The organism is Agarivorans sp. JK6 (assembly GCF_045277145.1).
In the GTDB taxonomy this organism is placed as follows: Bacteria; Pseudomonadota; Gammaproteobacteria; order Enterobacterales; family Celerinatantimonadaceae; genus Agarivorans; species Agarivorans albus.
In genome coordinates, this window is sequence record NZ_CP113525.1 from 2,679,232 (window position 1) to 2,706,049 (window position 26,818).

Consider the following 26,818-nt stretch of genomic DNA (forward strand, 5'->3'; position numbering starts at 1 on the left):
GGAAAGTGAAGATAGAAAACTTACAAGCAAAACTAGGAAAATTTGGAATCAGGTAAAACAAAAAAGCCCACCGAAGTGAGCTTTTTAATGGCTGTAGAGCGCTTAACTAGCGCTCATCGCAACAATAAACTTAGAAGTTGTATTGTACTGCGATAGTCCACTCGTTGTCAGCGCCTTCTAGGCCATTGTTCAAGTATTCAGCCCATGCTTTCATGTTGCTGTTGAACTTGTAAGCAGCACCAAGTTTGAATGCTTTAGCAGTATCGCCTAAACCACTAGCGTCACCTTTACCTTCTTGCGCAGCGTAACCAGTATATAGAGATACAGCGTTAATATCGTATGAAGCAACTAAGTCATAGCCTTCAAGTTCTGCACCATCTAAATCAGTAGTAGCGTATACAGCGCCTAAATACAGGTCTTCCCATGAGTAAGTAGCAGAAAGTGCCATGTTCTTCTTATCAGCACCATTTACTGTACCGTTTTCGAAAGAATCAAATTTTTCTACGTGGTAACCACCGTATAGACCTAAACCGAAGTCAAAGTTGTAACCTAAAGTAGCAGCGTAACCTTGATCTAAAGAAGCTTGAGTAGGTTCAGCAGGGATGCCTGAGTCAGGGTTGCCAAAACCTAGTTTGAAGTTCTCATCACGGAACTGGTAAGAAGCACCAACGTAAAAACCACCAAACTCACCAGAGTATACGATTTGACCTTCTTGGCGACCATCTTCGATTGCTGTGAAAGCTTCGTAACCGTAGGTATTGAAGATATCTGTTGCAGCTACAGCTTGGTAGAAAGCAGTATCAGTTTGACCAAATACTACTGAACCAGCATCATCGAATTCGAAACCAGCGTAGATGTGACGAGCTGAAAGCTGTTTAGCTGATTCGCCGCTGTTTTCAGCACGAATTTGCCATTCACCACGAGCTAAACCGTAAACGCCTGATGCAATTTCAGATTTTGCTTTAAAGCCCATGCGAGCAGAACCAACACCATCAAGGTCTGAATCATCGCCACCAGCATCACTGATATCAAATTGCATACGACCGTAAAGTTCAGCTGTTACGCCGTCAGCGTCATATACTGTTGCAGCTTGTGCAGATGCTGCGAATAGAGCTGGTATTGCTACCGCTAGAATTGTCTTTTTCATTTTTCCTGTGCCTTCTTAGCAATTAAACACTTGTTCCTTAAATTCCCTGTGCGACAGTGATTTCTCACTGTCTGGTCAATACATTATCAAGCTGAAAAATTTTTGCAATAAAAAATTGAACTTTTATAAAATCACGTAAAACCCTGTATCTACGAGCTTTTAGAGTGGTCAAACTATAGTCAGGCACAATAAAAGAATGTATTAGAGATAAAAACGTGATCTAGCTCTAACAGTATTTAAGCCAATAATTTGATTTTTTTACAGTATTTTATGTCGCTCTAGTCATCTATAATATCTAGGCATGGAATAAGCGCTTACTTATAAGTTGTTAACAACATTGAGGAATTCATGTTAACAGAAAAAAACAAACAACGAATTCGCCATTGGTATAATACTCTTCAGGAGCAAAACCCAACATTTATTAAGAGGGCTGCACAAAGTTCTCTTATTGCACAGATAGCCAAAACAATTGCTGGGGACATTAATCGTAAACAACGGGTGCTTTTAGCAGAAGCTGGCACAGGAACAGGTAAATCACTAGCTTATTTACTGGCCTCTATTCCATTAGCTAAAGCCCTAAACAAAAAAGTTGTCATTTCCACCGCAACCGTTGCCCTACAGCAACAACTAATAGAAAGCGATTTACCCACGGTGCATAGAGCAGCGCACGGCGAGTTTGAGTTTGCCTTAGCAAAAGGAAGGCAGCGTTATTGTTGCGCCCATAAACTTGTAGCAGCTACAAGCACCGATTTAGGTCTCACCCCTAAACAATTAGATCTCACCAAGAGAATGGCGATTGCTTTACAGCAAGGTAAATGGGATGGCGACAGAGATAGCTGGCCAGGGCAAGTACCTTGGCAAATTTGGCAACATGTTGTGGTTGATACGCTAAGTTGCTCGGTTCAATCGGCTAGGCATAGAAGTTGTCCGTTTCATAAAGCACGCAAAGGTTTAAAAAAAGCCAATGTTATTGTGGCAAACCACAGTTTGTTGCTTGCCGATCTTCATGCCGGCAGTGGTCATATTCTGCCAGCATCTGAGGATTGCATCTATATATTGGACGAAGCTCATCAGTTTCCAGAGATAGCAAGAGAAGCTAGCGCTAAGCAACTAATGCTAAATCACGCATTGAAAGAGCTAGAGAACCTAAAGCTGTTCGACAAAGAATTAGCGAACATACTAAACCCAAATGCCATTGCAGGTAGCAGCCTAAAACTAAAGGAAGCTTGCGCAGAACTAAATAGCTGCTTTAACAAACTTAAAGATGTTGCAAATACTAATAAAGAATCATTTGATAACAGTCAGCATTGGCGCTTCGCACTAGGAAAAACACCCTCGGCAATTATTAACCTAGCCAGTAACTACCATAAAGAAGCCAACAAGCTCAGCAATAGTTTGCAACATTACGCTGGGGTTATCCAAGAAAACGTTGCCAACAATCAAATGAAGTCAGCTCAGGCTGAAGCCTTACTGAGTAGATTAAGCATCATGCAAAGTTTAGCTGAGTCTTGGTTGGAGGTGTTGTTTAGTTATGCGAACGAAAACAACCAAAAAAACTATGCCTTTTGGTTTACTCGTAAAGATAAAGAAATACAGCTTTGTAGTTCACCAATAGAAATTGGTGGTTTACTGCAACAGCTGCTGTGGCAAGATGCTTTTTCGGTCATAGCCGTATCAGCAACACTTAGTGCTCTAGGTAACTTCTCCTATTATGTAAACCAAATTGGCTTACCTAAGTTAGCCAGTGAACAGCTCATAAAGCTGCCTTCTCCTTTTAACTACCAACAGGTTATTTTAGAGGTTCCGAATAATATCGCTGAGCCTGACCATCCTGAATTTGCCAATAATGTTGCTCAAAAGGTCATCGAAGCTCAGCACAATCAAGGCGGTATATTGATACTTTGTAACTCTTATCGTTTAGTGGATAAAGTTGCAGAGCAATTAGAAAAGCAGAAACTAGATAACCTTTGGATTCAAGGTCAATTAACCAATCAGCAAATACTGGCAAAACACCGACAAAGCCGCCAACAAAATCAAACCAGCACTATTCTAGCAACTATCGGCTTTAGCGAAGGCATCGACTTACCCGGTGATCTATTAACCGACCTTATCATTGCTCGCCTCCCCTTTGCTGTTCCTACAGAGCCAGTAATGGCTAGCCATGCTGAGCTGCTTGAAAGTCGCAACCAAAATCCGTTCATGTTGCTAACTTTACCTAGCGCCAGCAGAAAACTAGTACAGAGCTGCGGAAGACTAATGAGAAAAGAAAGTGATTCAGGTAGAATCGTGCTGCTCGATAGTCGACTCACAACTCGACGATACGGCAAGCAACTATTAGCTGCATTACCACCTTATAAAAGAAGTGACCATTGATGTTAGAACTGGGACTCGACCCTTCTGTTTTAATCCTTATCGTAGGCATAGGCCTAACAGCCGGTTTTATTGATGCTATTGCAGGAGGCGGGGGCCTATTAACCATTCCCGCCTTACTAAGCATTGGCTTACCTCCTCACATTGCCTTAGGTACCAACAAGCTTGCTGCGAGTTTTGGCTCAAGCACCGCTGCATGGACATTTTATCGCAAGCAACTGTTTAACCCGGTGTTTTGGCTTTGGAGCTTTGTTGCTACCGCAATTGGCGCTTTTGCCGGCACCTTTATCGTAGATTTTATTAGTACCGAGTGGTTAGAAAAGCTATTACCTCTAGTAATTATGGCAACCGCGGTTTATACCATCCTAAATCGTAAACAAGCCGACGGCCAAGCAGTGCTTCCCAAAGCAGACAAAAAACTAACTAAACAAATGCTTGGGCAAGGTTTAAGCTTAGGCTTTTACGATGGTGTTGCCGGTCCAGGTACCGGAGCTTTCTGGACGGTATCGTCCATGGCCTTATATAAGATGAACATTTTATTGTCCTCCGGCTTAGCAAAAGCAATGAACTTCACCAGTAACTTTGTTTCCTTTATTACCTTTGTATACTTAGGCCATGTAAATTGGGCAATTGGTTTAACGATGGGCGTAAGTATTATGCTTGGTGCAGTTGTTGGCGCGCATTCTGCCATTCACTTTGGTGCTAAATTTATTCGTCCGGTGTTTATTACTGTGGTAATGGTTATTGCTGGTAAACTGGCTTGGCAAGCATGGTTGAGTTAGAACTTGAAACGTTGGCGCAAAAGCTTCGCCAACTAAAGGAGCAAGCCGAACACCGAGATTTGCAAGGTGAGCGCAGCGCGTACGCAAAAACCGCAGTACTTGATGAGCGATTTAGCTGTCGTAGTGATCTGTTTAGTGACTATGTTAGCGAGCTTGAACAAGACCTCCTTCAAATAAGTCGCTTAGGTAAAAAAACCAAAGACATCGACTTACTCAAACTCTACTGCGACCGATTTGTAGGTAAATTTGCCATGCTGCAAGGTAAAATTAACCAGATAACTCGCAAACAAAAACAACGCTCCATTCCCCAGCAGCAACGGATCCAGAGTTGGCAAAATCGCTTAAATAAAGTAATCAACTCCGGCGATCAAAATCAACTGCGCGAAAAGCTCAATCAACAAAAGCAATTTGAAGCTCAATTAGAACAAAAAATTGCAGAAAAAAACCAAGTACTTAATCGTAGTAATATCAAGACAGATACTGCTAGACTAAGCGCGGAGATCCTCAGCTTAAAAAGTCGTTTAGGTGAGTGTCAAAAAACCACTTGGAAACTGGAACAGAAAATAAATCAGTTAGAATCACGCTTTAAGGAGTAATTCATGCGATTCTTTGGGAAGACTGTAAGCTTAACATTTGCTTGTATTGCAAGCTTCAACGCCTTTGCCGCGAGCTTTTCTACACCTAGTCACTTTGAGATTATGTATGTAGATAAACAGTCTACTGGTGTACTTAGCCTTAGCAAAACTAGCGCCGACTTAAATGCTGGTCCTCATCAAGTTGTGGTTCGCTACGCAGACAACGTAGGCTCTAACAGCAATTCAGAAATAATTAAGTCAACGCCCATCGTTATCAACTTAAATGTTAAAGATGGCCAAGACATCGTTTTAAAAGCTCAACAACCCCGCAGTATTAGCAAAGCCAAAAAATTTGCTGATAAGCCAAGCTTTAGTTTAAAAGATGAAAACGGTGGTTCTGTAGACTCAAGTTATTATCTTCTGCCTTTAAAACCAGGTATGCAGTTTTCTCGTGATTATTTAGAAGAGATTGCAGCCATTGAAGCTAAACAAGGTACAACGGCTCCAACAGCAGCTGCCGCCACAACCACTGCCGTGGTAGCTAAAACAGACACTCCAGCGGCAAGCTCTACAAACAGCAACAGCAATGCCACTGCCGTAGTAGCAACAACCGCTGTTGCAGCTACAGCAGTAGCAGCCTCTAACGATAGTCCAGCTGCAGCGAGTAACGATGTAGCAGTTCCTGCAGGTGACAATACCGAATTACAAATGCTGCAATTTTGGTATCAGCGTGCCGATGCAGCTACTCGTAAGCAGTTTCAAATTTGGGTAATCCAACAGCAATAAAAACCTAACGAATACTGGCCTGAGTTGTGTCAACTCAGGCCATTTTCCTATAGCTTTAGCTCTCCCGGATCTCTATGTCTCTTAACTCCGCTCCAAAACACATTCAGTTGGCTGTAGATTTAATTCAATTACTTGAAGAAAACCACATTGAGCCAGAGCTCGCGCTTAAAGCACTAGAAATAGTGAGCCAAGACTGCCAAAAAAAACTTGCAGAACAAGCAAAACCAGAAGATTAAACTCAAAATATCCTCACAAATTTAACTTAGTGCTCAACAATAAGCCTAAGAGCCTGAATTTTAGATATTTGTCACTTATATATTTTTATTATTTTTTTGTGAAAAACCAAATACCATAAACATATTTGGTTAATAAGATTTAATTGACCAATAAGTGCACAGTATTTTGTGATCTAGGTCAGAACTTTAGTTCCCTTCCCCTATAAACTTTCTGCCGAACTCATAACAAAACACACACGGTAATTCACCTAAGCGTGAACAAGGAACTACCCAATGAAAAAAATTGCACTACTTTCAGCTGCCGCTCTTTTAGCCAGCGCGCCTGCCAGCGCCGAGTATCTTTACGGTTTTGGTAACATTAGCGTAAACTACTTAGATTGGTCTAAAAACACTCAAGACCGTACTGGTTTCCAAGAAGATTTTGCTTACCTTGAATTAGAAGGTGGCGCAGGTTTCGATTGGGGTGAAGTATACGGCTTCTTCGATCTAGAAAACGTTCAAGATGGAAGCGATGAACTACGTACAGCATATAAAGGGACTATTGCTTACAAAATCGCTGATACTGATTTCCGTTTATACGGCCAACACTACGCAACTGACTCAAAAGGTTTTGCTGCCAACAACACTGTACTAGGTGGCCAATACCGCTTCCAAGGTGACGGTTGGTTTGTTACTCCTTGGGTTGGTGCTCACATGACTATCACAAACCCTTCTTGGAACGACGGTTTCACTGGTTTTAACGGTGGTATGTTCGGTTGGACCGCGGTTTACAACTTTACCGCTTGGGACCAAAAATTCTGGATCTCTAACTGGCACGAATCTGAATTTGCACGTAAGTCAGACTACACCGACGTTTCTGGCGAAACTGATGATGTATCAATGAATGGTGCATTAGCATTTTGGTGGGATGCCACAGACCACGTAACTACCGGTATCCAATACCGTTACGCTTACAACAAGCTAGGTACTGTGGGCAACCAAAACGCCTTCATTTATTCACTACGTTACAACTTCTAAGTTTGTATGTAGTTGAACGAAAAGCCAGGCATTGCCTGGCTTTTTTGTTTAAGGAAGGTGTAACTGAGTAGTGCTGCCAGATGAATGCTTAAGCACATCTATACGGCTGGTAATTTGTTCCTTCATCTCAGACACATGGGAAATCACCCCCACCATTCGGCCTGCACTTTGCAAATCCACCAAAGTTCGAATCGCCAAATCTAATGACTCTTGATCCAAGCTACCGAAACCTTCATCAATAAACAGAGTATCTAGTTTTATGCCACCCGCATAGGCTTGTACCACATCAGACAGCCCCAATGCCATGGCTAGCGCAGCCATAAAGCTCTCGCCCCCACTTAGGGTTGCGACAGGGCGTACTTTAGAAGTGTAGCTATCTTCCACTTCTAGCTCTAAGCCAGAGGCTTTGTTGCCTTTCGCCCGTTGCTCTTTGCGAATAAGCTGGTAACGCCCTTTGCTCATAACGCTTAGCCGCTGGCTGGCCTGCAGCAATACGTCATCTAGCAAAACACTCAATACAAAACGCTGCAAACTCACTTTGTTACCGGTTTGACCGTTAGCCACATCGGCTAAAGTGCCTACTACTTGGTATTGGTCAGCGAGAGATTGGGCATTCTTATCGGCATGATTTAACTTATTTTGAATCTCTAACAAACTCAAGTGACGATTATTGAGCTTGTTCCACTCCGCATCTGCTAAATCTTTTTGTTCTAGCAGCTTGTTAAGCGCTTGCGCTAAGTCTTCAAGATTTTGCTGCTTTTTACCCTTTAGTTTGACCTTTAATTGCTCTAATTGCGCAGACACTGTTGTTAAGTCGCTATGATATTCTTCTAGCTCCTTGGCAAGTGCTGCCATTTCATCATCACTAATCAATGCCATATTGAAGGCGCTTTCATTGGCAAAACTAGACTTTGCTAATTGTTCAGAAAACTTAGCTTGCGCTTCACTTAAAGCTTGCTGAGCGAGCTGCAGCGCCTGTTTTGCCGCTGTAGCTGCTGATTGTTTAGCACTTAAGTCTTCTCGGGCGACATTGTGTTGCTCGTTTATCACTGCAATAGATGTCTTAAGTTGCTCAATTTGCTGCTGTTGTAAGTTTATAGCTTCATCAAGAATTGACGGCTGCTGAAACTTCTCGGGTAAATTTTGCTCAGCACTCTCACGCTGCCCCTGCAATACATCTAACTGGCTTTTGGTTTGCTGATATAAGTCTCGCGCTTGCTCTACCTGAGCTTGCAGCTGCTTCTCTGTTTGCTCTGTTTGCTCAAGTTGTTGTTGCTGTTGTTTAGCTTGTAACTGAGCCTGTTGAGTGGCGGCCAAAGCTTGCTGAGCAGCATCCAGTTCTGCGCGAAACTGTTGCAAGGAGGTTGCCGCTTTATCGCCCAGTTGCTGGCTAAGGTTCTGTTGTTGATTTAGCCATTCGCTTTGCTTGGTCTTTAAGGTTTTGTAGTGTTGACGCGCTTCTTCTAGTTTATCGCGCGCGATTTGCTCAATGTTACGCGCCTTCTCCACATCATTTTCGCTGGGCAATGCTTGCTGGCTCGCCGCAAGTTGAGGATGCGCAGTGCTGCCGCATACAGGGCAAGCATCGCCAGCCTTAAGTCGTTGCGCCATGATAGCTGCTTGGCCTTGGTGCCAAGTTAGTTGAACCTGATTCGCCTGCTGCTGAGCTTGCTCGTAATGAGCTTTAAGCTGCTTACCTTGCTCAGCAGATTGTTCAACTTCCCGTTTATTCTCGCTTAACTGTTGATTGAGTTTTGCTAAAGAATCAGCCTGCTCAACATACTGTTGAGACAAACCTAAAAGCCGCTGTTTATCCGCTTGGGTTTCCGCCAATTGGCGACTGCTGGTAAGTTGCTCGCTCAAAGCGGCTTTACTGCTAACTAAATCTACCAGCTGCTGCTTTAACCCTTTGCCTTGTTCTGCTTGACTATCTAGTTTTGCTTGAGCAGCAGTTTGCTGTTGCTTAAGCTTTTCTAGCTCTAAAATCAGTGGCTTAAAGTTCTGTAGCGAAAGTAGGCCTTCTTGAGCTTGCGCTAATTGCGCTTCTTTCTCTGGCATTTGCTCCACTTGTTGCTGAGCTTGCTGCAAGTTTTGTTGAGCCAAACTTAATGCCGATTCACCCTGGCTTTGTGCCAAACTGGCTTGCTTAGCCTCGTTAAAACGCTGCACTTTTGCCGTATCAAAGGCCTCAATAGCCTGAGCGGCTTTGGCTTGGTCTAAGCGAGTTTGCTTTTCGCTAATATTGGCTTTTTGTTTGTTCAAAGCACTTAAAGATGTTTTGAGATTAGCCTGTAAACTAAAGTCTTCGTCGAGTAACTTGGCCGCTTCATAGTCTTTATTTGCTACTGAGTACTTAGCCTCAGTTTGCTGCTTTTGCGCTAAGGCTTGCTCAAGTTGCGAGCTTAACTGGGCTAACTCTTCGCTTAAATCGCTCTGCTCATTTAGATCTGCACTTTGTAAAATACCTTCGCGAATATTTTTTTGCTCTAAGGCTTTTGTGCGAATGCTAGCCGCTTGGTTTTTAAGGCTATCTTCGATTTTTCTATATATATGCGTTTGAAACAATTGAGAAAATATTTTTTCCCGCTCTTTCGAGTCAGCCATTAACAGCTGACGAAACTTGCCCTGCGGCAAGACCATCACTTGGCGAAACTGGTCGGCATCTAAACCGGTAAGCGCTTCTATCTGACTATTGGCTTCAGACACTTTGGCGGGCACCAACAGCTCTTCACTGCCGTCATCATTAACTAAACTTAACTGTGCTTCGGGCTTTTGTTGGGTATAACCATCACCTGATTTTTTTAAGCGTGCTTGTTCGGGCACGCGACGAATTTTGTAGCGTTTCGCCCCTAGTTCAAACTCAAAAATCACTTCAGTTAGTAGGGCTTCATCTGCCAAATCGCAACGCATTTGTGAAGCTTCGCGCTCGTCACCTGTGCTCTTTCCATACAAGGCGAAACACACGGCATCTAAAATGGTGGTTTTACCCGCGCCCGTAGGGCCATTGAGCAGAAACAGCGGGTTTTGACCGAGTTGGCGAAAATCTATCAACTCTGTTCCTGCAAACGGGCCAAAGGCGCTCATGCATAAAGAAATTGGGCGCATTATTGGTCTCCGCGGTGCAGTTGGTCGATAGTTTTCTTTAACAAGGCTTGCTGCTCAGCGCTTAGCTCGTCGCCAGATACTTGAGCAAAAAAGTCGGTGAACATGTCGTATTCACCTTTTTTTATGTGCTCTCGATTAAGCTCAAGCTTGTCTGTATTTGCCATCAAGCCGGTTCGCTCAAGGTGCAGCACATTTGGGTATACCTCGCGTAACTTACCCATGGCATCTAAAATGGCCGACTTATCTAACAAACGCACCATTAGGTAATCATCTCGGTGACTATCGGCGCTTCCGCTAGCTAATAACTCGTCGAGATAACCTTCTTTAATGCGTACGTCTCGCTTAGCGTTTAGAGCAATCAGCTCTATTTTGCTGTCGTCTTCAGTGAGCTCAACCAAAGTCACAGACTTAGCCTGATGCTGCTCGCTAAAGGAATACTTTAATGGAGAACCGGAATAACGGATCTGCTGTGAGCCCTTGTATTGAGGCCCATGTAAATGGCCTAGTGCAACATAATCAAAGTCGCTAAATAGCTTTGGAGAAATCTTGTCGGCCCCGCCAATGCTAAGTGGCCGTTCTGATTCGGATTCATCACCGCCATCTAAAAAGCAGTGAGCAATCACCACCTTTTTTAAGCCTTCGCTATCATGTTGTTTAACTTGTTCCACCAGCACTTGCATTGCTTCTTGATGGCTAGTTGCCTGGCATTCAAACACTTCGCGCACGGTCGCTGGTTCAGCATAAGGGAGCGGATAAAACACCACTGATTCACCATCTTTGGCGGCAAGCTTAATGGCCGGAATTTGTTGACCTAAAGTACCACTAATATAAAGGCCACTTTCACGCATTTGTCTCGATGCAAAAGCTAGGCGCTGCGCGCCATCGTGATTTCCAGCAATCAGTATCACAGGAATGTTTAGCTGATTAACGAGTTTATCTAGGGTGTCATCAAGCAGCTTAACAGCATTACTGGGAGGCACAGAGCGATCAAATATATCACCAGCTACGATTAACGCATCCACTTGTTGCTGTTGGGCAATTTGAATAATTTGCTCTAACACATACTCTTGATCTTCTAATAAAGACTGATTGTGTAACTGGCGTCCAAGGTGCCAATCAGAAGTGTGGAGAAATTTCATTCAATATCCGTAAGTTAAACCAGAAACAAGCACAAGTGCTTTACTAATTGCAGTGCCAGCATTATCGCCAAGCCATGCTTTTAAGGCAATGAATATACACAATTGACACCAAGCAAACATTCAAAGAAATGAATTCGTCAGCGAAACTCGCATAGCGCCTTAGACTCTGGCAACATACAATTATTGTTTCGAGTTAATTCAAGGAAGAACAGTGTCTGATCAAGGTTCTACTGGCAACGTGCTTGCCGCTATTTGTAGCTTTTTTATCCCCGGTTTAGGCCAATTAGTTCAAGGCAGAATTCTGTCGGCTTTAATGTTTTTTGTAATAACTGCTGCAGGCTACGCGCTTTGGTGGTTAATTGTGCCCATTGTGATTGCGGTGATCGTTCATATTTGGGCAATTATTGACGCAGCGAGATTTACACCAGGGAGTAACTAATGAGAATTTTTAGCATATTATTATTGCTTACAGGCCTTGTTGCTTGTGAATCCACCTATTACTCCGCAATGGAAAAGGTGGGCTACCACAAACGCGAGATATTAGTTGACCGAGTGGAAGAAGCACAAGAAAGCCAACAAGATGCGCAGCAACAATTCACCTCGGCTCTTGAACAACTTAAAACCTTAACTAATTTTGATGGCGGCGATTTAGAAGATGTTTACGATGAAGTAAATGCCCAATATAAAGACTCTAAAGCAGCAGCCGAAACCGTAAGTGAACGGATAGATGAAGTAGACAGTGTTGCAGAAGCACTTTTTGATGAATGGCAAGATGAGTTAGAGCAATACCAGTCAGCCAGCTTAAAAGCAGAAAGTAAGCAGCAGCTTTCAGATACGCGTAAACGTTACGCAGCCATGCTCAAAGCCATGCTCAAAGCTGAAGCGCAAATGGATCCAGTTCTTAGTCGCTTAAACGATAATCAGCTTTACTTAAAACATAATCTAAATGCTCGAGCCATTGGCGCGGTTGGCAAAGAATTTTCTCGATTAGAGCAAGAAGTTGCCGACGTAATTAAACAAATGAGCAAAGCAATAGCCGAATCAGACAAATTCATCGCAAGTATGAAATAAATAAGTTGCAAGGCTACAAGTCCTTCTTTTGTAGCCTTTTATTTGCCTTTTCTACTATCAATCCCTTCTTACCAACAGCTGTAACATTTTCTTCATAAAAATGAAGTAAATTTGCCACTCGAAATTATTTTTGAACTAAGCAGCACAATAGCTAAGCGCTTAAATTCTGTTGCAGGCCAAGGTACTTTATTGATGTTTTATCGGATTAAACAGCTACAACTTAAGCCTGCGTTATTTGCGCTACTTTGCAGCCTGTTTCCCATCATCATTAGTTATTTTTGGATTGTTGAAACCAGCAAACAACAAAGGCGAGAAGCTTTTAATCACGACTATCAAATAACCTTCAACAACATTAGTCATAACCTAAAGGCCATTGACAAGCAGTTTGAGCAACTCTCTCATGTAAGTGAACAGTGCCAAGAAGATACTTTAATCGCCTTGCGCAAAGTTCACTTTAAGATCTCTTACATCGCAGAAATGGGCTTGGTAAGCCAACACGGAAAATTGCTGTGCTCCAGCTGGGGGAAGCTTGATCCTCCCATTGACGTACTTAAGCCAATTAACTCTAAAGTGTTGCGCTACTTTGGGCCTCTTGTTCTAGAGTACACCAAAGAACCAGCCATGGTTGTTGCCAAAACGCGCCCCGATGGCAGCGAAATTAATGCTGCAATACCGCTAGAGGTATTCCGTTCATTTATCGAAGATACAAGCCAATCTAGTGACATAGTCGCTTTAAGCGACAGCCAAAATGGCACTCCCCTTTTTGTAAGTGGTAGTTACAGCTTGCCGCTAAACTTAAATAGCCCTTTGTTCCCATTACAACAAAGTAAAACCAGCGGTTTTGCGCAATTTGACGATGACAGCAATAAATATTTTGTTAGCGAAGTTTTTCCCGCACTGCCAGGGCTGGCCCTCGTAGCCAGCCGCCCGACTTCTGAACTGTACAAAGGTGTCTATTGCTTAAGCCTGGTGCAGTTAAGCATGTATACCCTACTGCTATGCTGCACCGTGTTCTTGGTATACCGACATCGCAGCCAGCGTCTTAGCCAGCGCTCTCGGCTTAAGTTAGCACTTAAAAACCACGAGTTTATAAACTACTACCAAGCTATTTTTGACACAAGAAACAGCCAGCTAGTCGCAGTAGAAGCGCTTGTTCGCTGGATGCACCCGGTAGATGGCCTGCGTTACCCAGATGCTTTTTTGCCCGATATTGACCGCTATCGTTTGCAAGTTGCTCTTACAGAACAAGTGATCAGTAACTTAAAGAATGACCTTCACTCGTTGTTAGCCAAATGTCCTCAGCTAAAAGTGAATATCAACATCACCGGGCAGCATTTAAAAGACGCGTCTTTTATTAAACAGGTGCTAAGCGCACATGCCGATTTCCCTAACTTGTGTTTAGAAGTAACCGAAACCGAACTAGTAGAAATAGATTCTCCTCAGGTACAACAATCATTGCAGAGCCTAAAAGAGCAAGGCGTTAAATTGGCTATCGACGATTTTGGTACTGGTTATGCCGGCCTACAATATTTACAACAACTGCCATTAGATGCCTTAAAAATAGACCGCAGTTTTGTAGTAGCCATTAATACCAATTCTCCACAAGCCAAAGTACTAGATGGCGTAATCGACTTAGCCTTAAACCTAAATCTACAAATAGTGGCCGAAGGCGTAGAGAATCAGCAACAAGCAAATTACCTTATTTCTAAAGGCGTTTATTTGCACCAAGGTTGGCTCTATGGCAAACCACAGGCTATTAACAAATTTAGCGAGTAAAGATTGGCTGTATTGCTTGAGCTGTTTTTTGTAATGTTTATCAATACTTGCAAGCCAAGGCGTTCAACCGCACAATAGCCGCGTTAACGAAGGAGTAAGACAAATGGTTTCTAAATGGGCTAAGCGCTTTTTTCAAATGGCAGAACTCGTGGCTTCTTGGAGTAAAGATCCCTCTACTCAAGTGGGGGCCGTGATCACCGAGAGTAACCGCATTGTTTCTTTAGGCTTCAATGGCTACCCACACGGTATATCTGACAGCGCAGAAACAGACAACAGAGAAATGAAACTGCTTAAAACCTTGCATGCTGAAGAAAATGCAATTCTGTTTGCCAAACGAGATTTGTCTGGCTGCGAAATTTGGGTTACTCACTTCCCCTGCCCTAACTGCGCGGCAAAAATTATTCAAACAGGGATTGCAACCGTGCATTGCCCAGAACAATCTGAAGACTTTTTATCGCGCTGGGGAGACAAAATTAAAGTTAGTGAAGATATGTTTAGCCAAGCAGGTGTTGCTGTTGATTGGTTGCCGCTAAATCAAAACTAGTCTTTCATATTTTTATGGGTTGTTGCTTCGACAGCCCTTTGATATGTAGTACAAAATAGAGAAACAGAGTCTACTTTTAGGCTTACAAAGCCTTTGTCATTATCTAATCAACACTATTAATTAATCCATACAAAACCGTTTTTAGTTTTAGCCATCAACAAGATTTAGCCTTGATAAGCATTACGAAAATCAGTCACTTATATCCATGCCTTTAATAGCTTTTACTCTTATTCCAATCCAATAAACAAATTATTCAATAACTTATAATCTTACGATAAAGTGTTTTTTCAGCTAAGTTTCTACTTTGCGCTAAACACCAATTTGTTGTTTCAATTCTCCCTTAAACAAGGTTGATTAGCTGTTTAAGCTCACATTTCTTTACGCTAAACCTCATCTAGCCCACAGTTTTTAACCTTTTTCTTTTAATCATACAAAAATATTTAATAATCTGATCGGGTTCACAGATACAAATCCAAAATCCCAATAGCATATTTGTATTACATTAATACTAGTAGCGAAGTCACCTCTAAGGACTAATGATGACAAGTTATAAACCTTTAGCTTTTGCAATTTGTATCGCAACCAGCTCAAGCGCTATTGCAGCCGAATTTGTATTTGTGAAAGAAGAAGTATTAAAAAACAACCGAGTATTGCTGCATTCTGAGAATGCTCCAGCAACCATGACTCAAAGCTATGAGCGTTTGTTAGAAGAAGCAAAATACGCCACCAAAGCCGGTCGATTTTCGGTGACCGATAAAGGGATGACTCCTCCTAGCGGTAACAAAAACGACTATTTAAGCATTAGTCCTTATTGGTGGCCTGACAAAAATAAAGCTGATGGCCTTCCTTGGAATCGTATTGATGGCAAGGTAAATCCAGCATCAAAAACTAGCGAAACGGATTCTAAACGCTTAGGTAAGTTTACCCGCTCAGTCAGAGCCTTAGCTATAGCCTACTATTTTAGTCAAGACGAGCAATATGCAGAAACGGCTATAGATTATATTCGTACTTGGTTTTTAAACCCTGAAACACGAATGAACCCAAACATGAACTATGCCCAAGGTGTGCCAGGCCGAGCTGAAGGACGCCGCGGAGGAATTATTGATTCACGTTCGTTTGCAGACAGAATGTTAGACGCAATTGCGATGGTGTCTCAGTCTCCCGCTTGGACAGAAGCAGACGAGAACGGCATTAAACAATGGTATGGCGAATACTTAGATTGGTTGCTCACCAGCGAATTGGGTGGAGGCCCTAAAGGCGAAGCCTATGCTGAAAACAACCATGGTTCTTGGTATGACTTGCAAATTGCAGGCATCTCCTACTTTTTAGGCAAAGAATCAATTGCCATGAACGCGGTAGAGAAAGGCAAAATGCGCATAGACAGTCAGTTTAGAGCCGACGGCACTCAACCACATGAATTAGCGCGCACTCGCTCTTACCATTACAGCTACTTTAATTTAGATGCTTTATCTGGTGTTGCTCAAGTGGGCGAAAAAATTGGCATAGACCTATGGAATTATGAATCTCCTAAAGGTGGTTCATTAAAAAAAGGTATCGAGCTGTTAGCTCAATATCAAGACAAAGCAGAAGACTGGCCTTACCCGCATAAAAAAACTCCGCGAGTAATGCGCATGATGCCAATTTATCGTAAAGCGGCCCTAGGCATGAGTGACCAAACCTTATTGGCTCTCTCAAAATCGGGTGATTTTTCTCAGTTTACTGTTAAAAAGAATCTCGCCGAAATTTGGGCTGAACGAGATATAGAACTGTTATACCGAAAACAATAACAACTACCCTAACTCCCTAAATAAAAACTAGGCCTGTTAATGGGCCTTAACTGGAAATGGAATTTATCATGACAAAAATGAAAAGCCTTTCAATTGCAATTGGTGCACTTTTAATCGCAGCACCTGTAGCTGCGGGTCAATTAGATTTTCGTAGTGAATACAAACACGAAACAGAAGCTCACGCCTACCGAATTAAAATCGGTGATTCAACTAAAGTAAGCGATGCTGGTCAATGGAACTACAGCGTTGAGATGAAGTTCTTTAGCGGTAAGAATGAAGACGGCGAATACGGCGGTTTTCTAGAAAACTTACAACGTGGTGACTCAGAGTTTGACTTAAGCTACAAACACAAGTTGAACAAAAAGTGGTATGTCCAACCTGGTATGCCAATTACCTTTGGCGATGAGCGCGTAACTTATAAACCGCAGTTTCGTGTAGGTTATACCTCAGATTTCGGTTTAAAAACAGCATTGCGCTACCGCTACGAAATTCGCCAGTATGCCGATGGTAAGGAAAATGGGGAAACTTGGTACAAATCTAAAATCACTTTAACTGGTGGCTATAAAGTGAAGAGCATGCCAAACCTTAAGTTGGACTATGAAGCAAACTACTGGAAGAGTCATACCTATGAGTGGGACGCAATTGCCGGTAAAGCAAAGGATCCACAATTCAACAATGGTGATGACAACTGGGACGCTGGTATCTTCATCGGTTACCAAATTGAAAAATGGCGTCCATACGTAGAGTTTTGGAACTCAAGCGTTAGCTCTAAAACTGACCAACGCCAACTTAAAACCCGTGTTGGTGTTAAATACAAATTTTAAACATTTCGTAAATACTTAGCTTTCCTTCTTTAAAGCCAAGCAGGTTTTCTGCTTGGTTCTTTTTTTATGCAGAGCACACACTAGCATTATTTAGCATTTCTTGTTTGCGCATCGGCATTGCATCAATAATTTCAAATACTTCCTGCCAATTGGTAGTCGCGCCCCAGCGGTGTTTTTCGTGGCCATCTTTACCAATTAACACTGCTATGTGCTTGTTATCTTCTACCTTATATTTATCACGCAAATAAGAGACCCCATGGCTTGCTACTGGGCCAGTTTTGCCTAAAGCTTGTTGTGGTGTCATCACCACAACAACAAGATCTCGTTCTTGGATCTGACAACGATAACGCATTTCATCTGCTAGAAATTGTTCAACTGCGTGGTCTTGTTGTGGCGCAAAAAACAACACACTCCGGTGTGCCCAATAGTCGCTGTCTAAAGGATAAGACATAGCAACGCCACTAATGGATAACAACATAGCTGCGATTACTTGTTTCATAACAATTCCCCCATTCTCTGCTATTTAGAACGGAGCCTTAGGAGATAAAGTTCAATTTTTCGCCACTTAATAAAAAGTCTGCTGGTCAGAATTTTTTACAGCAATAACTGAGTCTTTGTAAGTGGCTAATATCAAAATGAAAAACCATCCACTCAAGCTACAAGGGAGTTTATTTACAAAAACATTAATTAATGTGATAAGTACAGCACCCTGCTATTGGTAACAAAAGTGTCATTAATGTTTACATAATTCCTTGATTTACCAGCCCACGCTTTCTTAAGTACTGATTTTTATAACTTTTACATCTTGGCGCAATTATTGATTTACAGGGTGTTCACTTTACAAAGGAATGCCTAATGCTAATCACTAGAAATATAATCTCTGTAAGCTTGTTGCTACTCACCGCGCCTGTTCAAGCAACTATCATCGCCTACGATATGCTAAACAGTAGTAGCCTTAATGTAGTCGATTATCAAAACCCATTTAGCCAACAATTTGTTAGTGATCAGGACGGCTTCGATAAATACCAAGCAGTTCCAAGTGCCAGCATTCCAAATAGCTTGATTGATTCAAGCTTAAGTAACCCAAGTGATAGCCTTGGTATTGTTGATTCACAAACTGACCAAGAAAGCTTTTTTGGCGTAAGTGATACGCTAAATCCAAACAACCCAAGCGGTGATACGCAAGCAACTTGGCAGTTTGATATTAGTGGTTTTTCCTTAAGTTCAATTTCTATTTCCATGGCTGCTATGGGTGATTTTGAATCATCTGATCACTTTAGCTTTAGCTATGCAATTGATGCTTCCCCCATTCAAATACTGTTTGCTAGTGCTGTTGATGAACAAGCCAACCAGAGCTACACCATGGCCAACGGGAACCAATACCTACTAAACGACCCCCTATCTATAAACGGTCAGGTGCTAAACAACCAATTCCAGCAACTTAGCCAGAGCCTAATAGGCAGTGGTTCAATACTAAGCTTGTACTTTAACGCAAATCAAAATGGTGGGACTGAGGCATTCGCCTTTAGGGAGATTATCGTTAACGGAGAAAGTCTACTAGCTAGCCAAGTACCTGAACCAAGGAGCATTTGGCTGGTGCTATTGGGCTTAGTCGCGCTAAAGATGAAGCGCAGCCAGGTTTAAAGCAAATAAAAAAAAGCGACAGCATAGATTTACACTGTCGCTTTGCTATTACCGCTTATTTCTTGTTGTTATTGCTTTATGCCAGCAAATACCACAACCACTTTGTCGTCACCTTTGGTGCGACTAAAAGCGTAAGGTTGATCGCTTATCTTGTTATGTTCACCTGCACCAATGGCAACATGGCGGTCTCGGAACTGACCCACCGTTTGCCAGTGTTTTACTAGCGCTTGGCGATCTGCTTCTTTAGCAATTTGCTCCCAGTTCATAAACGAACGAGTTGGAGAGTCGAAGGCATCCGATTGTGGCCCACGCGGTCTGCCGCTCTCATCACCATAATACAATTGCACGCCACCAGGCATCATGAGTAATGCGGTACCGGCACCCGCTTGTAGCGGTAAGTCTTCATAGTTTGAGTAGAACAACTTGGTATCGTGCGAACTAATGTAAGTAAGTAAGTTAAAGGTTGGATCGCTGTTTATATCTTTGGCGTAGCTTGCATACATTTTTTCATTTTGCGCCAAACACTGCGATCCTTTAAGTGCTGCACTTTCACCAGCGTACTCAAAGTTAATTAGGCTATCCATCCCGTTGTCGAAGTAAAAGTCGCGGTAAGCGCCGTGGTGCCATACTTCACCCACCATCCAAAATGGTTTGTCATCAATGGCTTTCTCTGGGTTTTTACTCTTCCATTCAGCTAAAGCGTCGGTAGCTGCATCTTTTAACTTAGCCCACACTTCAGGCTCTACATGCTTAACAGTATCAGCCCTAAAGCCATCAATACCGTAATCACGTACCCAGTTAGTATGCCATTCAACTAAGTAATCCAGCACCGTGTAGCCTTCACGCTCTACTGCTTTGGTATCTTTTTTGTTTTTAAGAATCGGCGGCAAACCTACGTGTTTAGTGCTCTCAGTCAATAAGTCAGGTAAACCTGCTAGGTTCATGGTGATATCATCACCACCAGGTGCGGTGTAACCTGCCATGCCACTGCGAACCCAATCAGGTCCCCACCAGTTATCTACCCACTCGCTAGAGCTCCAACGAATAAAGTTGTTATAGCGGTGCCAGTTATGTCCTTTATCAAAATCAGGCTGCCAATCGGCCCACTTTTCTGGAACAGGAGCACCAGGCGCCATTGCGTTAATGCCGAAGGTTTGCATGTCATCCATGGTTGGATAACCCACGTGGTTAACTACCACATCAACCAGCACTCGAATGCCGCGTTTATGAGCTTCGTCAACAAAGCGACCAAAATCTTCTTCACTGCCTAGGTTTGGATCGATTTTAGTAAAATCTAAAGCCCAGTAGCCATGGTAACCATAGAATGGGAAGCTGCCTTTATCGCCGCCACCCACGAAACCATGAATTTGCTCAACAATAGGCGTAACCCAAATAGCGTTCATGCCTAAGTCTTTGATGTAATCCAATTTAGCGGTAATACCGCTAAAGTCACCACCTTGGAAGGTACCAATTTCCTGTTTACCATCTGCCTTACGATTCAGCGGATAATCATTACTGGTGTCTCCATTGTTAAAACGGTCAGTCATGATGAAGTAAACGCTCGCGTTATCCCATGAAAACTCACTGGCTTTGGCGTCTGCAGCCTCCAGCAACAAGATACCGCCGCTAGCAGGGTCTGGCTGCATGGTAACTTTACCATTAGCCACTTTCTGGGTTTCGCCAGAATAAAAGTCTTTAACGGTTTGACCATTTTTAAAGGTGGAGCTTACGTCAACAGTAACCGGCTGCCCATCCCATGCAATACAATCAACCGCTGGCGGTTTACGTTTAAAGGTTGAAGCTTGTGCTTTGCGTGAAACTTGTAAGGTAGGTTTGTCTGCATCTGAGTTATCTAAAATTAACTCGTAGTTACCCGCAAACAATATTTTCAACTCGTAATACTGTTCTTCAGCACAATTACTCAAGTCGTGAGGTTTTGAAAAACGAAGTTTACTTTCTTCAGCAGGACCAAAACGCAAGCCACACTGCAAGCCTTCGTCAGAGATCTGAACTTTGTAAGTCCCCTTCTCTAGCGGAACAGTAATTTTATATTTACTTTTTCCTGCAAATTTTAAGCGCTGCTCAACATTTACACCGCTATCGGCATAATTCATGTAAAGAGGCGTTTTGATCATCGCTGCCGACAAGTCCGCCGAACCACCCGCCATAACAAGAGCCGCACTCAATAAACCTAGTTTAAAACCTTTCATTCAACCTCCATGGTATTTACCTATCGCAAACTGCGCGCAAACACCTCGTTCAACTATTTGAAGTGATGAAAACAAAAGCTACTTAAGTTTTCACTAACAAAGCATGATTATTTGCGAATTTTATGACTGACAGCGCTTTCATTTGGCAAAACAGCACGTTCGCCGTCATATACACATTCATTGGCGCGTGCCCCTTGCTGCACCTGTGATGTTGTTTTATGATGTCGGGTCTTTATTGTGGTTATTTTTGCAGAATAATTCGCTTAAAAAACACAATTAGCAGACAGATAAAAGAAACAGTTTAAGTTAGTAGTATTCGCTTAAAGCTTGACTAAATAAATAAGAATAGCGCGAGTGAGAGCAACAGACAGGGTGTAAAGGAAGCCATGAAAAAAACAATGTACGAAAAGATCTGGGACGCGCATGTAGTCCACGAACCAAAAGGTAGCGCATCTATCCTTTTTGTTGACCGTCACCTCATGCACGAAGTAACAAGCCCGCAAGCCTTTGAAGGTCTGCGTATGGCTAACCGCCCGGTTCGCAATCCACACAGCATTTTGGCCACTATGGACCACTGTGTTCCTACTAAAGCCGCCGACCGCGCTTCTTTGCCAGACCCAATCGGCAAAAAACAAATTGAAGTTATGGCGCAAAACTGTGCCGACAACAGCATCAACTTATACGATATGAACAATGCCAATAACGGTGTAATTCACATTGTTGTACCTGAGCATGGTTTTGTTCACCCAGGTATGGTGGTTTGTTGTGGTGATAGCCACACTGCTACACACGGTGCATTTGGTGCCCTTGCGTTTGGTATTGGTACCTCTGAAGTTGAACATATTATGGCAACTCAGACCATCCAACAGAAAAAATCTAAAACCATGTTGGTCAAAGTAGACGGCGAGCTAACTCAGTTTGCAACTGCTAAAGACATCGTACTCGCCATCATTGGTAAAATCGGTACTGCTGGCGGCACCGGTTACGTGATTGAATTTGCCGGTAGTGCAATTGAAGCCTTAAGCATGGAAGGTCGTATGACCGTATGTAACATGGCGATTGAAGGCGGTGCGCGTGCTGGTCTTATTGCACCAGACCAAAAAACCTTCGATTTCTTAGAAGGCAAAGAGTTTGCACCTAAAGGCGAACATTGGGAACAAGCTTTAGAATACTGGAAGTCTCTAACCACCGACGAAGGCGCCGAGTACGACGCTGTAGTTGAATTAGACGCAGCAGACATTGCACCTCAAGTTACTTGGGGCACTTCACCAGAGCAAGTACTGCCTGTAGACCAGCCTATTCCTGACCCAGCCAAGATTGAAGACTCAATTAAATCATTAGCTGCTAAAAGCGCCCTAAACTACATGGGCCTAGAAGCAGGCAAGAAAATGACCGACTTCCCAGTAGACGTGGTATTTGTTGGTTCATGTACCAATGGCCGTATTGAAGACTTCCGCGCTATTGCAGAAGTGTCTAAAGGCAAAAAAGTAGCACCTGGTGTTCAAGCTATCGCTGTACCGGGTTCTTACCCAGTTAAAGAGCAAGCTGAAAAAGAAGGCATTGATAAAGTGCTTATCGAAGCTGGCTGGGAATGGCGTGAGCCGGGTTGTTCAATGTGTTTAGCGATGAACGGTGATTACCTTCAACCTGAACAGCGTTGTGCATCAACTTCAAACCGAAACTTCGAAGGGCGACAAGGCAAAGGGGGTCGTACCCACCTTGTATCACCAGCAATGGCAGCAGCAGCGGCCGTTGAAGGTAAGTTCGTCGATTTACGTAATTGGAAATAATGTAAACACGTTGATTAATCAATGTGAGTGAAATTTTTGGAGTTTATTATGCAACCATATAAAAAACACAGCTCAGTTGCTGCGGTAATGAATCGTAGTAACGTAGATACCGACCAAATCATTGCTAAGCAGTTTTTGAAAAAAGTAGAACGTACCGGTTTTGGTGTTCACCTTTTTCACGATTGGCGCTACCTAGAAGATGGCTCTGACAACCCAGAGTTTGAATTAAACCGCCCTGAGTTTAAGGGTTCTAAAATCCTAATCGCTGGTGACAACTTTGGCTGTGGTAGCTCACGTGAGCACGCACCTTGGTCAATTGCCGATTACGGTTTTAATACAATTATTTCAACTAGCTACGCTGATATTTTCTTCAGCAACTGCTTTAAAAACGGCATCTTGCCAATCATTGTTGATGCAGAAACATTACAAGCATTAATGGATGAAGTAGAAGCCGCACCTGGTATTTCAATTACTATCGATTTAGAGAATCAAGTAATTCAAACTCCAGCCGGTAAAGAAGTAGCGTTTGATGTAGACCCATTCCGTAAAGAGACTTTATCTAAAGGCCTTGACGACATTGGCTGGACTTTAAAATTTGAAGACAAGATCTCTGAATTTGAAGCCAAACACAAACAACAACTACCTTGGTTGTGGCCAAGCGCATAGTTGCAGCTAGGCGCTACTAAGGTAGCGCCTACTCTTTAGCTAACTTCTTTACTGCGAGACATGGTTTATGGAGCAAAACCGCTCAATACAACTCATGGACACTACCCTTCGCGATGGCGAACAAACCCAAGGTGTGTCTTACTTCCCCCAAGAAAAAGTCAGTGTAGGTAAAGCCCTACTCCAATCCTTAAAAGTTGATCGTATCGAAGTAGCCTCTGCACGTGTTTCAGACGGCGAAAAATCTGCGGTACAACAGCTTACCGACTGGGCTAGCAACGCAGGACACCTACATCAAATCGAAATTCTTGGTTTTGTTGATCACACCAAAAGCGTTGATTGGATTGTAGAATCGGGCGCTAAAATCATTAACCTACTGACCAAAGGCAGCTTAAACCACTGTACTAATCAGCTAGGTAAAACCATTGAGCAGCATATCGCCGACATTAAACAAACGGTGAGTTATGCCCAAGCCCAAGGCTTAAACGTAAACGTCTATTTGGAAGACTGGTCAAACGGCTATGCCGATAGCCCAGACTACGTATACCAACTGGTCGACGCACTTAAAGACTTAGGCATAGAACACTTTATGTTGCCAGATACCCTAGGGGTAATGGCACCAAAAGAAGTGTTTGATAGCTTAACTGACATGATTGAGCGCTTCCCAAGTATTAAGTTTAATTTTCACCCGCATAACGATTATGGTTTAGCTACAGCCAATAGCATGGCAGCGGCAGAGGCCGGCGTAGCAGCGTTGCATTGCACCATGAACTGTTTGGGTGAACGCGCTGGTAATGCTTCGTTAGCCGAAGTGTCAGTAGTGCTTAAAGATAAGCTCGGTTTTCAGCTAAATATCGATGAAAAAGAAATTCACAATATTGCCAAGCTAGTTGAAAGTTTTTCCGGTAAACGACTAGCTGCTAATACCCCGATTGTTGGCGCAGACGTATTTACTCAAACCGCTGGTATTCATGCCGATGGTGACCATAAAGGTGGTTTATACATTACCGAGCTAAGCCCAGAGCGCTTTGGCCGTGAACGCAGTTATGCTTTAGGTAAAATGGCAGGAAAAGCCTCAATTATTAAAAACCTAGAAGCGATGGAGATAGAAATATCTCCAGAGAATCAGAAAAAGCTGCTCGACAAAATCGTTAAGTTAGGCGATCAAAAAGCCACTATCACACCTAACGATTTACCGTTCATTATCGCCGATATCATGGAGAGCAATGACTTCGCCCATATTGAGTTACTTAACTGCTCAATTACCAGTGGATTGGATTTAGAGTCTTCCGCCAACATTCGCCTGCGCATTGGTGATAAGGTTTATAAGAGCTCAGGACACGGTAACGGTGGTTTTGATGCCTTCATGAAAGCACTCGACCATCCTTTAAGTGATTCCAAGCTAAGCATGCCCGAACTGATTGATTACGAAGTTCGTATTCCTCCAGGTGGCCAAGCAAATGCACTTACCGAGTGTGTGATTCAATGGGCCGATGATGCTAAGCAATTTCATACCCGTGGGGTTAACTCCAACCAGGTGTTTGCTGGTATTCAAGCTACCTTACGCATGCTAAATGTGCGTTTACACCAGCGCCAGTAACTCTAGCGCAGGTGTAAACTAAAAAAGGCGAGCATGGCTCGCCTTTTCTAATTAAAACCAACGATAAAAGGCTTCAAACGAAGTCCACTAGAGTAAAACGCGGGTTGTCACTTAATACTTGTAGCTGCTTGAGACTATCAAGCAGTACAAGGCATTCACCTTCATTTTGTTGTAACTTGATACATTCTTGTTTCTGTTGATTAGTACAGGTATCAACTGCTATCCCTTCAAGCACGGTAGCGTCTCTCAATAACAGCTTAACGGAGTAGCGAAACATGCAGGCTATTTCAATATAATCATATTCGTTGCAAGAAATCATAGGCACCCCACTACACCATATATCGCCAACTATAGACCTGCGAAGAAAGCTACTAATTCCCAAGCTTGCAAGTAAATAAGGTGCTACACTCCGCGCTCGTTAACTTATAGGCTAGATACTATACTAGCTGTTGCCGCTTATTTAGCAGAGTACTCCAATGCCTTTTACAAAACTTGGTTTAAGCACACCGCTTATTCAAGCCATACAAGAACAAAACTACCAACAGCCTACTCCTATTCAGGCTAAAGCCATTCCATTGGTATTAAAAGGCAAGAACCTTATTGCAGCCGCACAAACAGGCACAGGTAAAACGGCCAGTTTTGTCTTACCCATTTTGCAAAGTATTTCCCGGCAAACCGAAGCACTGCGCGGTAAAAGAGTACGAGCCTTAATATTAGCCCCCACTAGAGAGCTAGCTCAGCAAGTTGAGCAAAGTATAAAGGACTATGCAAAACACCTTGAAATAAGCTCACTAGCAATGGTTGGCGGAGTAGACTCAGAACCGCAAAAGCAGGCCTTAATTTACGGTGTAGATGTTTTGGTGGCAACTCCCGGTAGATTATTGGACATGATGTATCAACGTGCGGTGCACTTTGACCAGCTAGATACCTTAGTGCTCGACGAAGCTGACCGTATGTTGGATATGGGCTTTATCGACGACATAAGCAAAATTGTTGATCGCCTACCTGAGCAGCGTCAAAGCCTACTATTTTCAGCCACACTATCTAAACAAGTTAAACAACTTGCTAAGACCACGATTGGTGATGCGGTTGAAATATCACTTACCCACGATGCCAACAACGCGCCTGATATTGATCAATGGTTAATCACCGTAGACAAAGACAAAAAATCGTCGTTACTTAGTCACATGATTAACGAGAATGATTGGCAGCAAGCGCTTATTTTTATTCAAACCAAACATGGCTCGGCCAAATTAGTTAGCCAATTGGAAAAACGCGGAATAGCTGCAGAAGCCTTTCACAGCGGTCGTAGCCAAGCATCTAGAACTAAGTTGTTAGAAAGCTTCAAAGCCGGTGAGGTAAAGTTTGTGGTAGCCACCGGTATTGCCGCTCGCGGTATTGATATTGAAGAGTTAAATCGAGTGGTTAACTACGATTTACCCGACCAAGCCGATGACTATGTGCACCGCATTGGCCGAACCGGCCGCGCAGGCGCAAGCGGCGAAGCGATATCCTTTGTATCAAAAGATGACTTTAGAAACCTATGTGCAATAGAAAGCCGAATTGGCCACCTTATTGAGCGCAAGGTAGTAGAAGGGTTTGAGCCAAAGAAGGAAGTGCCCATTTCAATTCTCAACTACAAACCTAAATCTAAAAAGGGTAATGGACATTACAAGAGCTCGAAAAAGACGAGCAGATAATGTGTAACAGCCTTCACTGCTCGTGAGGGCTAATTAAATCAGTTATAGAAGT

The 26,818-nt window shown here is 42.9% G+C and carries 23 protein-coding genes; 17 read left to right on the plus strand and 6 right to left on the minus strand.

Translation table 11 applies throughout. The features are described from left to right. Positions 1 to 130: 130 nt before the first annotated feature. Complete coding sequence (locus OV592_RS12520) at positions 131 to 1,147, minus strand: porin (RefSeq protein ID WP_338621498.1); 1,017 nt, start codon at positions 1,145 to 1,147, stop codon at positions 131 to 133. A 348-nt stretch (positions 1,148 to 1,495) separates the two neighbouring features. Between OV592_RS12520 and dinG the strand changes: the two genes are divergently transcribed. The 6 genes from dinG to OV592_RS12550 all read left to right on the plus strand — a co-directional run bounded on the left by dinG (position 1,496) and on the right by OV592_RS12550 (position 6,913). Then, positions 1,496 to 3,520: an ATP-dependent DNA helicase DinG gene (gene dinG / locus OV592_RS12525; RefSeq protein WP_406608796.1), complete on the plus strand. Its 2,025-nt coding sequence runs from the start codon at positions 1,496 to 1,498 to the stop codon at positions 3,518 to 3,520. Next, on the plus strand, positions 3,520 to 4,299 hold the full coding sequence (locus tag OV592_RS12530) for a TSUP family transporter (protein WP_016401150.1): 780 nt from the start codon (positions 3,520 to 3,522) through the stop codon (positions 4,297 to 4,299). Before dinG ends, OV592_RS12530 begins: the two co-directional genes overlap by 1 nt. Then, positions 4,287 to 4,895 carry a primosomal replication protein PriC gene (priC, locus tag OV592_RS12535; protein ID WP_406608797.1) on the plus strand — a complete coding sequence of 203 codons (609 nt, stop codon included), beginning with the start codon at positions 4,287 to 4,289 and terminating at the stop codon, positions 4,893 to 4,895. Before OV592_RS12530 ends, priC begins: the two co-directional genes overlap by 13 nt. Positions 4,896 to 4,898: 3 nt before the next feature. Continuing rightward, the gene (locus tag OV592_RS12540; RefSeq protein ID WP_406608798.1) at positions 4,899 to 5,660 is read left to right on the plus strand and encodes a DUF2057 family protein; all 762 of its coding nucleotides are present in this window, start codon (positions 4,899 to 4,901) and stop codon (positions 5,658 to 5,660) included. 74 nt (positions 5,661 to 5,734) lie between these two features. Next, positions 5,735 to 5,896, plus strand: a complete 162-nt coding sequence (gene rsmS, locus OV592_RS12545; RefSeq protein WP_016401153.1) for a pleiotropic regulatory protein RsmS — start codon at positions 5,735 to 5,737, stop codon at positions 5,894 to 5,896. A gap of 273 nt (positions 5,897 to 6,169) precedes the next feature. Then, a complete protein-coding gene (locus OV592_RS12550; RefSeq protein WP_406608799.1) occupies positions 6,170 to 6,913 on the plus strand; it encodes an outer membrane protein OmpK in 744 nt (247 codons plus the stop codon). Positions 6,914 to 6,961: 48 nt separating this feature from the next. Here OV592_RS12550 and OV592_RS12555 read toward each other — a convergent pair whose 3' ends face one another. After that, the gene (locus OV592_RS12555; RefSeq protein ID WP_406608800.1) at positions 6,962 to 10,018 is read right to left on the minus strand and encodes an AAA family ATPase; all 3,057 of its coding nucleotides are present in this window, start codon (positions 10,016 to 10,018) and stop codon (positions 6,962 to 6,964) included. Next, positions 10,018 to 11,157, minus strand: coding sequence for an exonuclease SbcCD subunit D (locus tag OV592_RS12560; protein ID WP_406608801.1), 1,140 nt, complete (start codon positions 11,155 to 11,157; stop codon positions 10,018 to 10,020). Before OV592_RS12560 ends, OV592_RS12555 begins: the two co-directional genes overlap by 1 nt. A gap of 211 nt (positions 11,158 to 11,368) precedes the next feature. Here OV592_RS12560 and OV592_RS12565 point away from each other — a divergent pair, with 211 nt between their 5' ends. The 6 genes from OV592_RS12565 (at position 11,369) to OV592_RS12590 (ending at position 17,159) form a co-directional block, all read left to right on the plus strand. Continuing rightward, the gene (locus OV592_RS12565; RefSeq protein ID WP_220718200.1) at positions 11,369 to 11,596 is read left to right on the plus strand and encodes a hypothetical protein; all 228 of its coding nucleotides are present in this window, start codon (positions 11,369 to 11,371) and stop codon (positions 11,594 to 11,596) included. Further along, entirely contained in the window at positions 11,596 to 12,228 is a 633-nt protein-coding gene (locus OV592_RS12570) for a DUF2959 domain-containing protein (protein ID WP_406608802.1), read from the plus strand. The genes OV592_RS12565 and OV592_RS12570 overlap by 1 nt, the downstream gene beginning before the upstream one ends. A 111-nt stretch (positions 12,229 to 12,339) precedes the next feature. Continuing rightward, a complete protein-coding gene (locus tag OV592_RS12575; RefSeq protein WP_406608803.1) occupies positions 12,340 to 14,004 on the plus strand; it encodes an EAL domain-containing protein in 1,665 nt (554 codons plus the stop codon). Between the two features lie 103 nt (positions 14,005 to 14,107). Further along, a complete protein-coding gene (locus OV592_RS12580) occupies positions 14,108 to 14,548 on the plus strand; it encodes a dCMP deaminase family protein (RefSeq protein ID WP_016404080.1) in 441 nt (146 codons plus the stop codon). Between the two features lie 536 nt (positions 14,549 to 15,084). Beyond that, the gene (locus tag OV592_RS12585) at positions 15,085 to 16,335 is read left to right on the plus strand and encodes an alginate lyase family protein (RefSeq protein WP_406608804.1); all 1,251 of its coding nucleotides are present in this window, start codon (positions 15,085 to 15,087) and stop codon (positions 16,333 to 16,335) included. 68 nt (positions 16,336 to 16,403) lie between these two features. Beyond that, a complete protein-coding gene (locus OV592_RS12590) occupies positions 16,404 to 17,159 on the plus strand; it encodes an oligogalacturonate-specific porin KdgM family protein (protein ID WP_016404078.1) in 756 nt (251 codons plus the stop codon). A 64-nt stretch (positions 17,160 to 17,223) separates the two neighbouring features. On the opposite strand, the gene OV592_RS12595 is transcribed toward OV592_RS12590, so the two are convergent. Next, positions 17,224 to 17,658 (minus strand): DUF4174 domain-containing protein, encoded by a 435-nt coding sequence (locus tag OV592_RS12595; protein WP_406608805.1) that lies wholly within the window; start codon positions 17,656 to 17,658, stop codon positions 17,224 to 17,226. Between the two features lie 356 nt (positions 17,659 to 18,014). Between OV592_RS12595 and OV592_RS12600 the strand changes: the two genes are divergently transcribed. Continuing rightward, positions 18,015 to 18,803, plus strand: a complete 789-nt coding sequence (locus OV592_RS12600) for a PEP-CTERM sorting domain-containing protein (RefSeq protein ID WP_406608806.1) — start codon at positions 18,015 to 18,017, stop codon at positions 18,801 to 18,803. 68 nt (positions 18,804 to 18,871) lie between these two features. On the opposite strand, the gene OV592_RS12605 is transcribed toward OV592_RS12600, so the two are convergent. Continuing rightward, positions 18,872 to 21,013 (minus strand): alpha-amylase, encoded by a 2,142-nt coding sequence (locus OV592_RS12605; RefSeq protein WP_406608807.1) that lies wholly within the window; start codon positions 21,011 to 21,013, stop codon positions 18,872 to 18,874. 386 nt (positions 21,014 to 21,399) lie between these two features. Between OV592_RS12605 and leuC the strand changes: the two genes are divergently transcribed. The 3 genes from leuC (at position 21,400) to OV592_RS12620 (ending at position 25,066) form a co-directional block, all read left to right on the plus strand. Continuing rightward, complete coding sequence (gene leuC, locus OV592_RS12610; RefSeq protein ID WP_040307706.1) at positions 21,400 to 22,803, plus strand: 3-isopropylmalate dehydratase large subunit; 1,404 nt, start codon at positions 21,400 to 21,402, stop codon at positions 22,801 to 22,803. 48 nt (positions 22,804 to 22,851) lie between these two features. Further along, a complete protein-coding gene (gene leuD, locus OV592_RS12615; protein WP_016403980.1) occupies positions 22,852 to 23,469 on the plus strand; it encodes a 3-isopropylmalate dehydratase small subunit in 618 nt (205 codons plus the stop codon). 94 nt (positions 23,470 to 23,563) lie between these two features. Next, entirely contained in the window at positions 23,564 to 25,066 is a 1,503-nt protein-coding gene (locus OV592_RS12620; RefSeq protein WP_406608808.1) for an alpha-isopropylmalate synthase regulatory domain-containing protein, read from the plus strand. A 73-nt stretch (positions 25,067 to 25,139) separates the two neighbouring features. Here the strand turns inward: OV592_RS12620 and OV592_RS12625 are convergent, their stop codons facing one another. Next, on the minus strand, positions 25,140 to 25,385 hold the full coding sequence (locus OV592_RS12625) for a Rho-binding antiterminator (protein ID WP_406608809.1): 246 nt from the start codon (positions 25,383 to 25,385) through the stop codon (positions 25,140 to 25,142). A 157-nt stretch (positions 25,386 to 25,542) separates the two neighbouring features. Between OV592_RS12625 and OV592_RS12630 the strand changes: the two genes are divergently transcribed. Next, positions 25,543 to 26,766, plus strand: coding sequence for a DEAD/DEAH box helicase (locus tag OV592_RS12630; protein WP_406608810.1), 1,224 nt, complete (start codon positions 25,543 to 25,545; stop codon positions 26,764 to 26,766). Positions 26,767 to 26,818: the final 52 nt, after the last annotated feature.

What these genes read in the sequence shown, in the direction of transcription:
- rsmS (WP_016401153.1), top strand. Translation starts at nt 5,735, where the DNA reads ATGTCTCTTAACTCCGCTCCAAAACACATTCAGTTGGCTGTAGATTTA.
- OV592_RS12555 (WP_406608800.1), bottom strand. Translation starts at nt 10,018, where the DNA reads ATGCGCCCAATTTCTTTATGCATGAGCGCCTTTGGCCCGTTTGCAGGA.
- OV592_RS12540 (WP_406608798.1), top strand. Translation starts at nt 4,899, where the DNA reads ATGCGATTCTTTGGGAAGACTGTAAGCTTAACATTTGCTTGTATTGCA.
- OV592_RS12620 (WP_406608808.1), top strand. Translation starts at nt 23,564, where the DNA reads ATGGACACTACCCTTCGCGATGGCGAACAAACCCAAGGTGTGTCTTAC.
- OV592_RS12560 (WP_406608801.1), bottom strand. Translation starts at nt 11,157, where the DNA reads ATGAAATTTCTCCACACTTCTGATTGGCACCTTGGACGCCAGTTACAC.
- OV592_RS12625 (WP_406608809.1), bottom strand. Translation starts at nt 25,385, where the DNA reads ATGATTTCTTGCAACGAATATGATTATATTGAAATAGCCTGCATGTTT.
- priC (WP_406608797.1), top strand. Translation starts at nt 4,287, where the DNA reads ATGGTTGAGTTAGAACTTGAAACGTTGGCGCAAAAGCTTCGCCAACTA.
- dinG (WP_406608796.1), top strand. Translation starts at nt 1,496, where the DNA reads ATGTTAACAGAAAAAAACAAACAACGAATTCGCCATTGGTATAATACT.
- OV592_RS12580 (WP_016404080.1), top strand. Translation starts at nt 14,108, where the DNA reads ATGGTTTCTAAATGGGCTAAGCGCTTTTTTCAAATGGCAGAACTCGTG.
- leuC (WP_040307706.1), top strand. Translation starts at nt 21,400, where the DNA reads ATGAAAAAAACAATGTACGAAAAGATCTGGGACGCGCATGTAGTCCAC.
- OV592_RS12570 (WP_406608802.1), top strand. Translation starts at nt 11,596, where the DNA reads ATGAGAATTTTTAGCATATTATTATTGCTTACAGGCCTTGTTGCTTGT.
- OV592_RS12600 (WP_406608806.1), top strand. Translation starts at nt 18,015, where the DNA reads ATGCTAATCACTAGAAATATAATCTCTGTAAGCTTGTTGCTACTCACC.
- OV592_RS12585 (WP_406608804.1), top strand. Translation starts at nt 15,085, where the DNA reads ATGATGACAAGTTATAAACCTTTAGCTTTTGCAATTTGTATCGCAACC.
- OV592_RS12595 (WP_406608805.1), bottom strand. Translation starts at nt 17,658, where the DNA reads ATGAAACAAGTAATCGCAGCTATGTTGTTATCCATTAGTGGCGTTGCT.
- OV592_RS12590 (WP_016404078.1), top strand. Translation starts at nt 16,404, where the DNA reads ATGACAAAAATGAAAAGCCTTTCAATTGCAATTGGTGCACTTTTAATC.
- OV592_RS12550 (WP_406608799.1), top strand. Translation starts at nt 6,170, where the DNA reads ATGAAAAAAATTGCACTACTTTCAGCTGCCGCTCTTTTAGCCAGCGCG.
- OV592_RS12605 (WP_406608807.1), bottom strand. Translation starts at nt 21,013, where the DNA reads ATGAAAGGTTTTAAACTAGGTTTATTGAGTGCGGCTCTTGTTATGGCG.
- leuD (WP_016403980.1), top strand. Translation starts at nt 22,852, where the DNA reads ATGCAACCATATAAAAAACACAGCTCAGTTGCTGCGGTAATGAATCGT.
- OV592_RS12530 (WP_016401150.1), top strand. Translation starts at nt 3,520, where the DNA reads ATGTTAGAACTGGGACTCGACCCTTCTGTTTTAATCCTTATCGTAGGC.
- OV592_RS12630 (WP_406608810.1), top strand. Translation starts at nt 25,543, where the DNA reads ATGCCTTTTACAAAACTTGGTTTAAGCACACCGCTTATTCAAGCCATA.
- OV592_RS12520 (WP_338621498.1), bottom strand. Translation starts at nt 1,147, where the DNA reads ATGAAAAAGACAATTCTAGCGGTAGCAATACCAGCTCTATTCGCAGCA.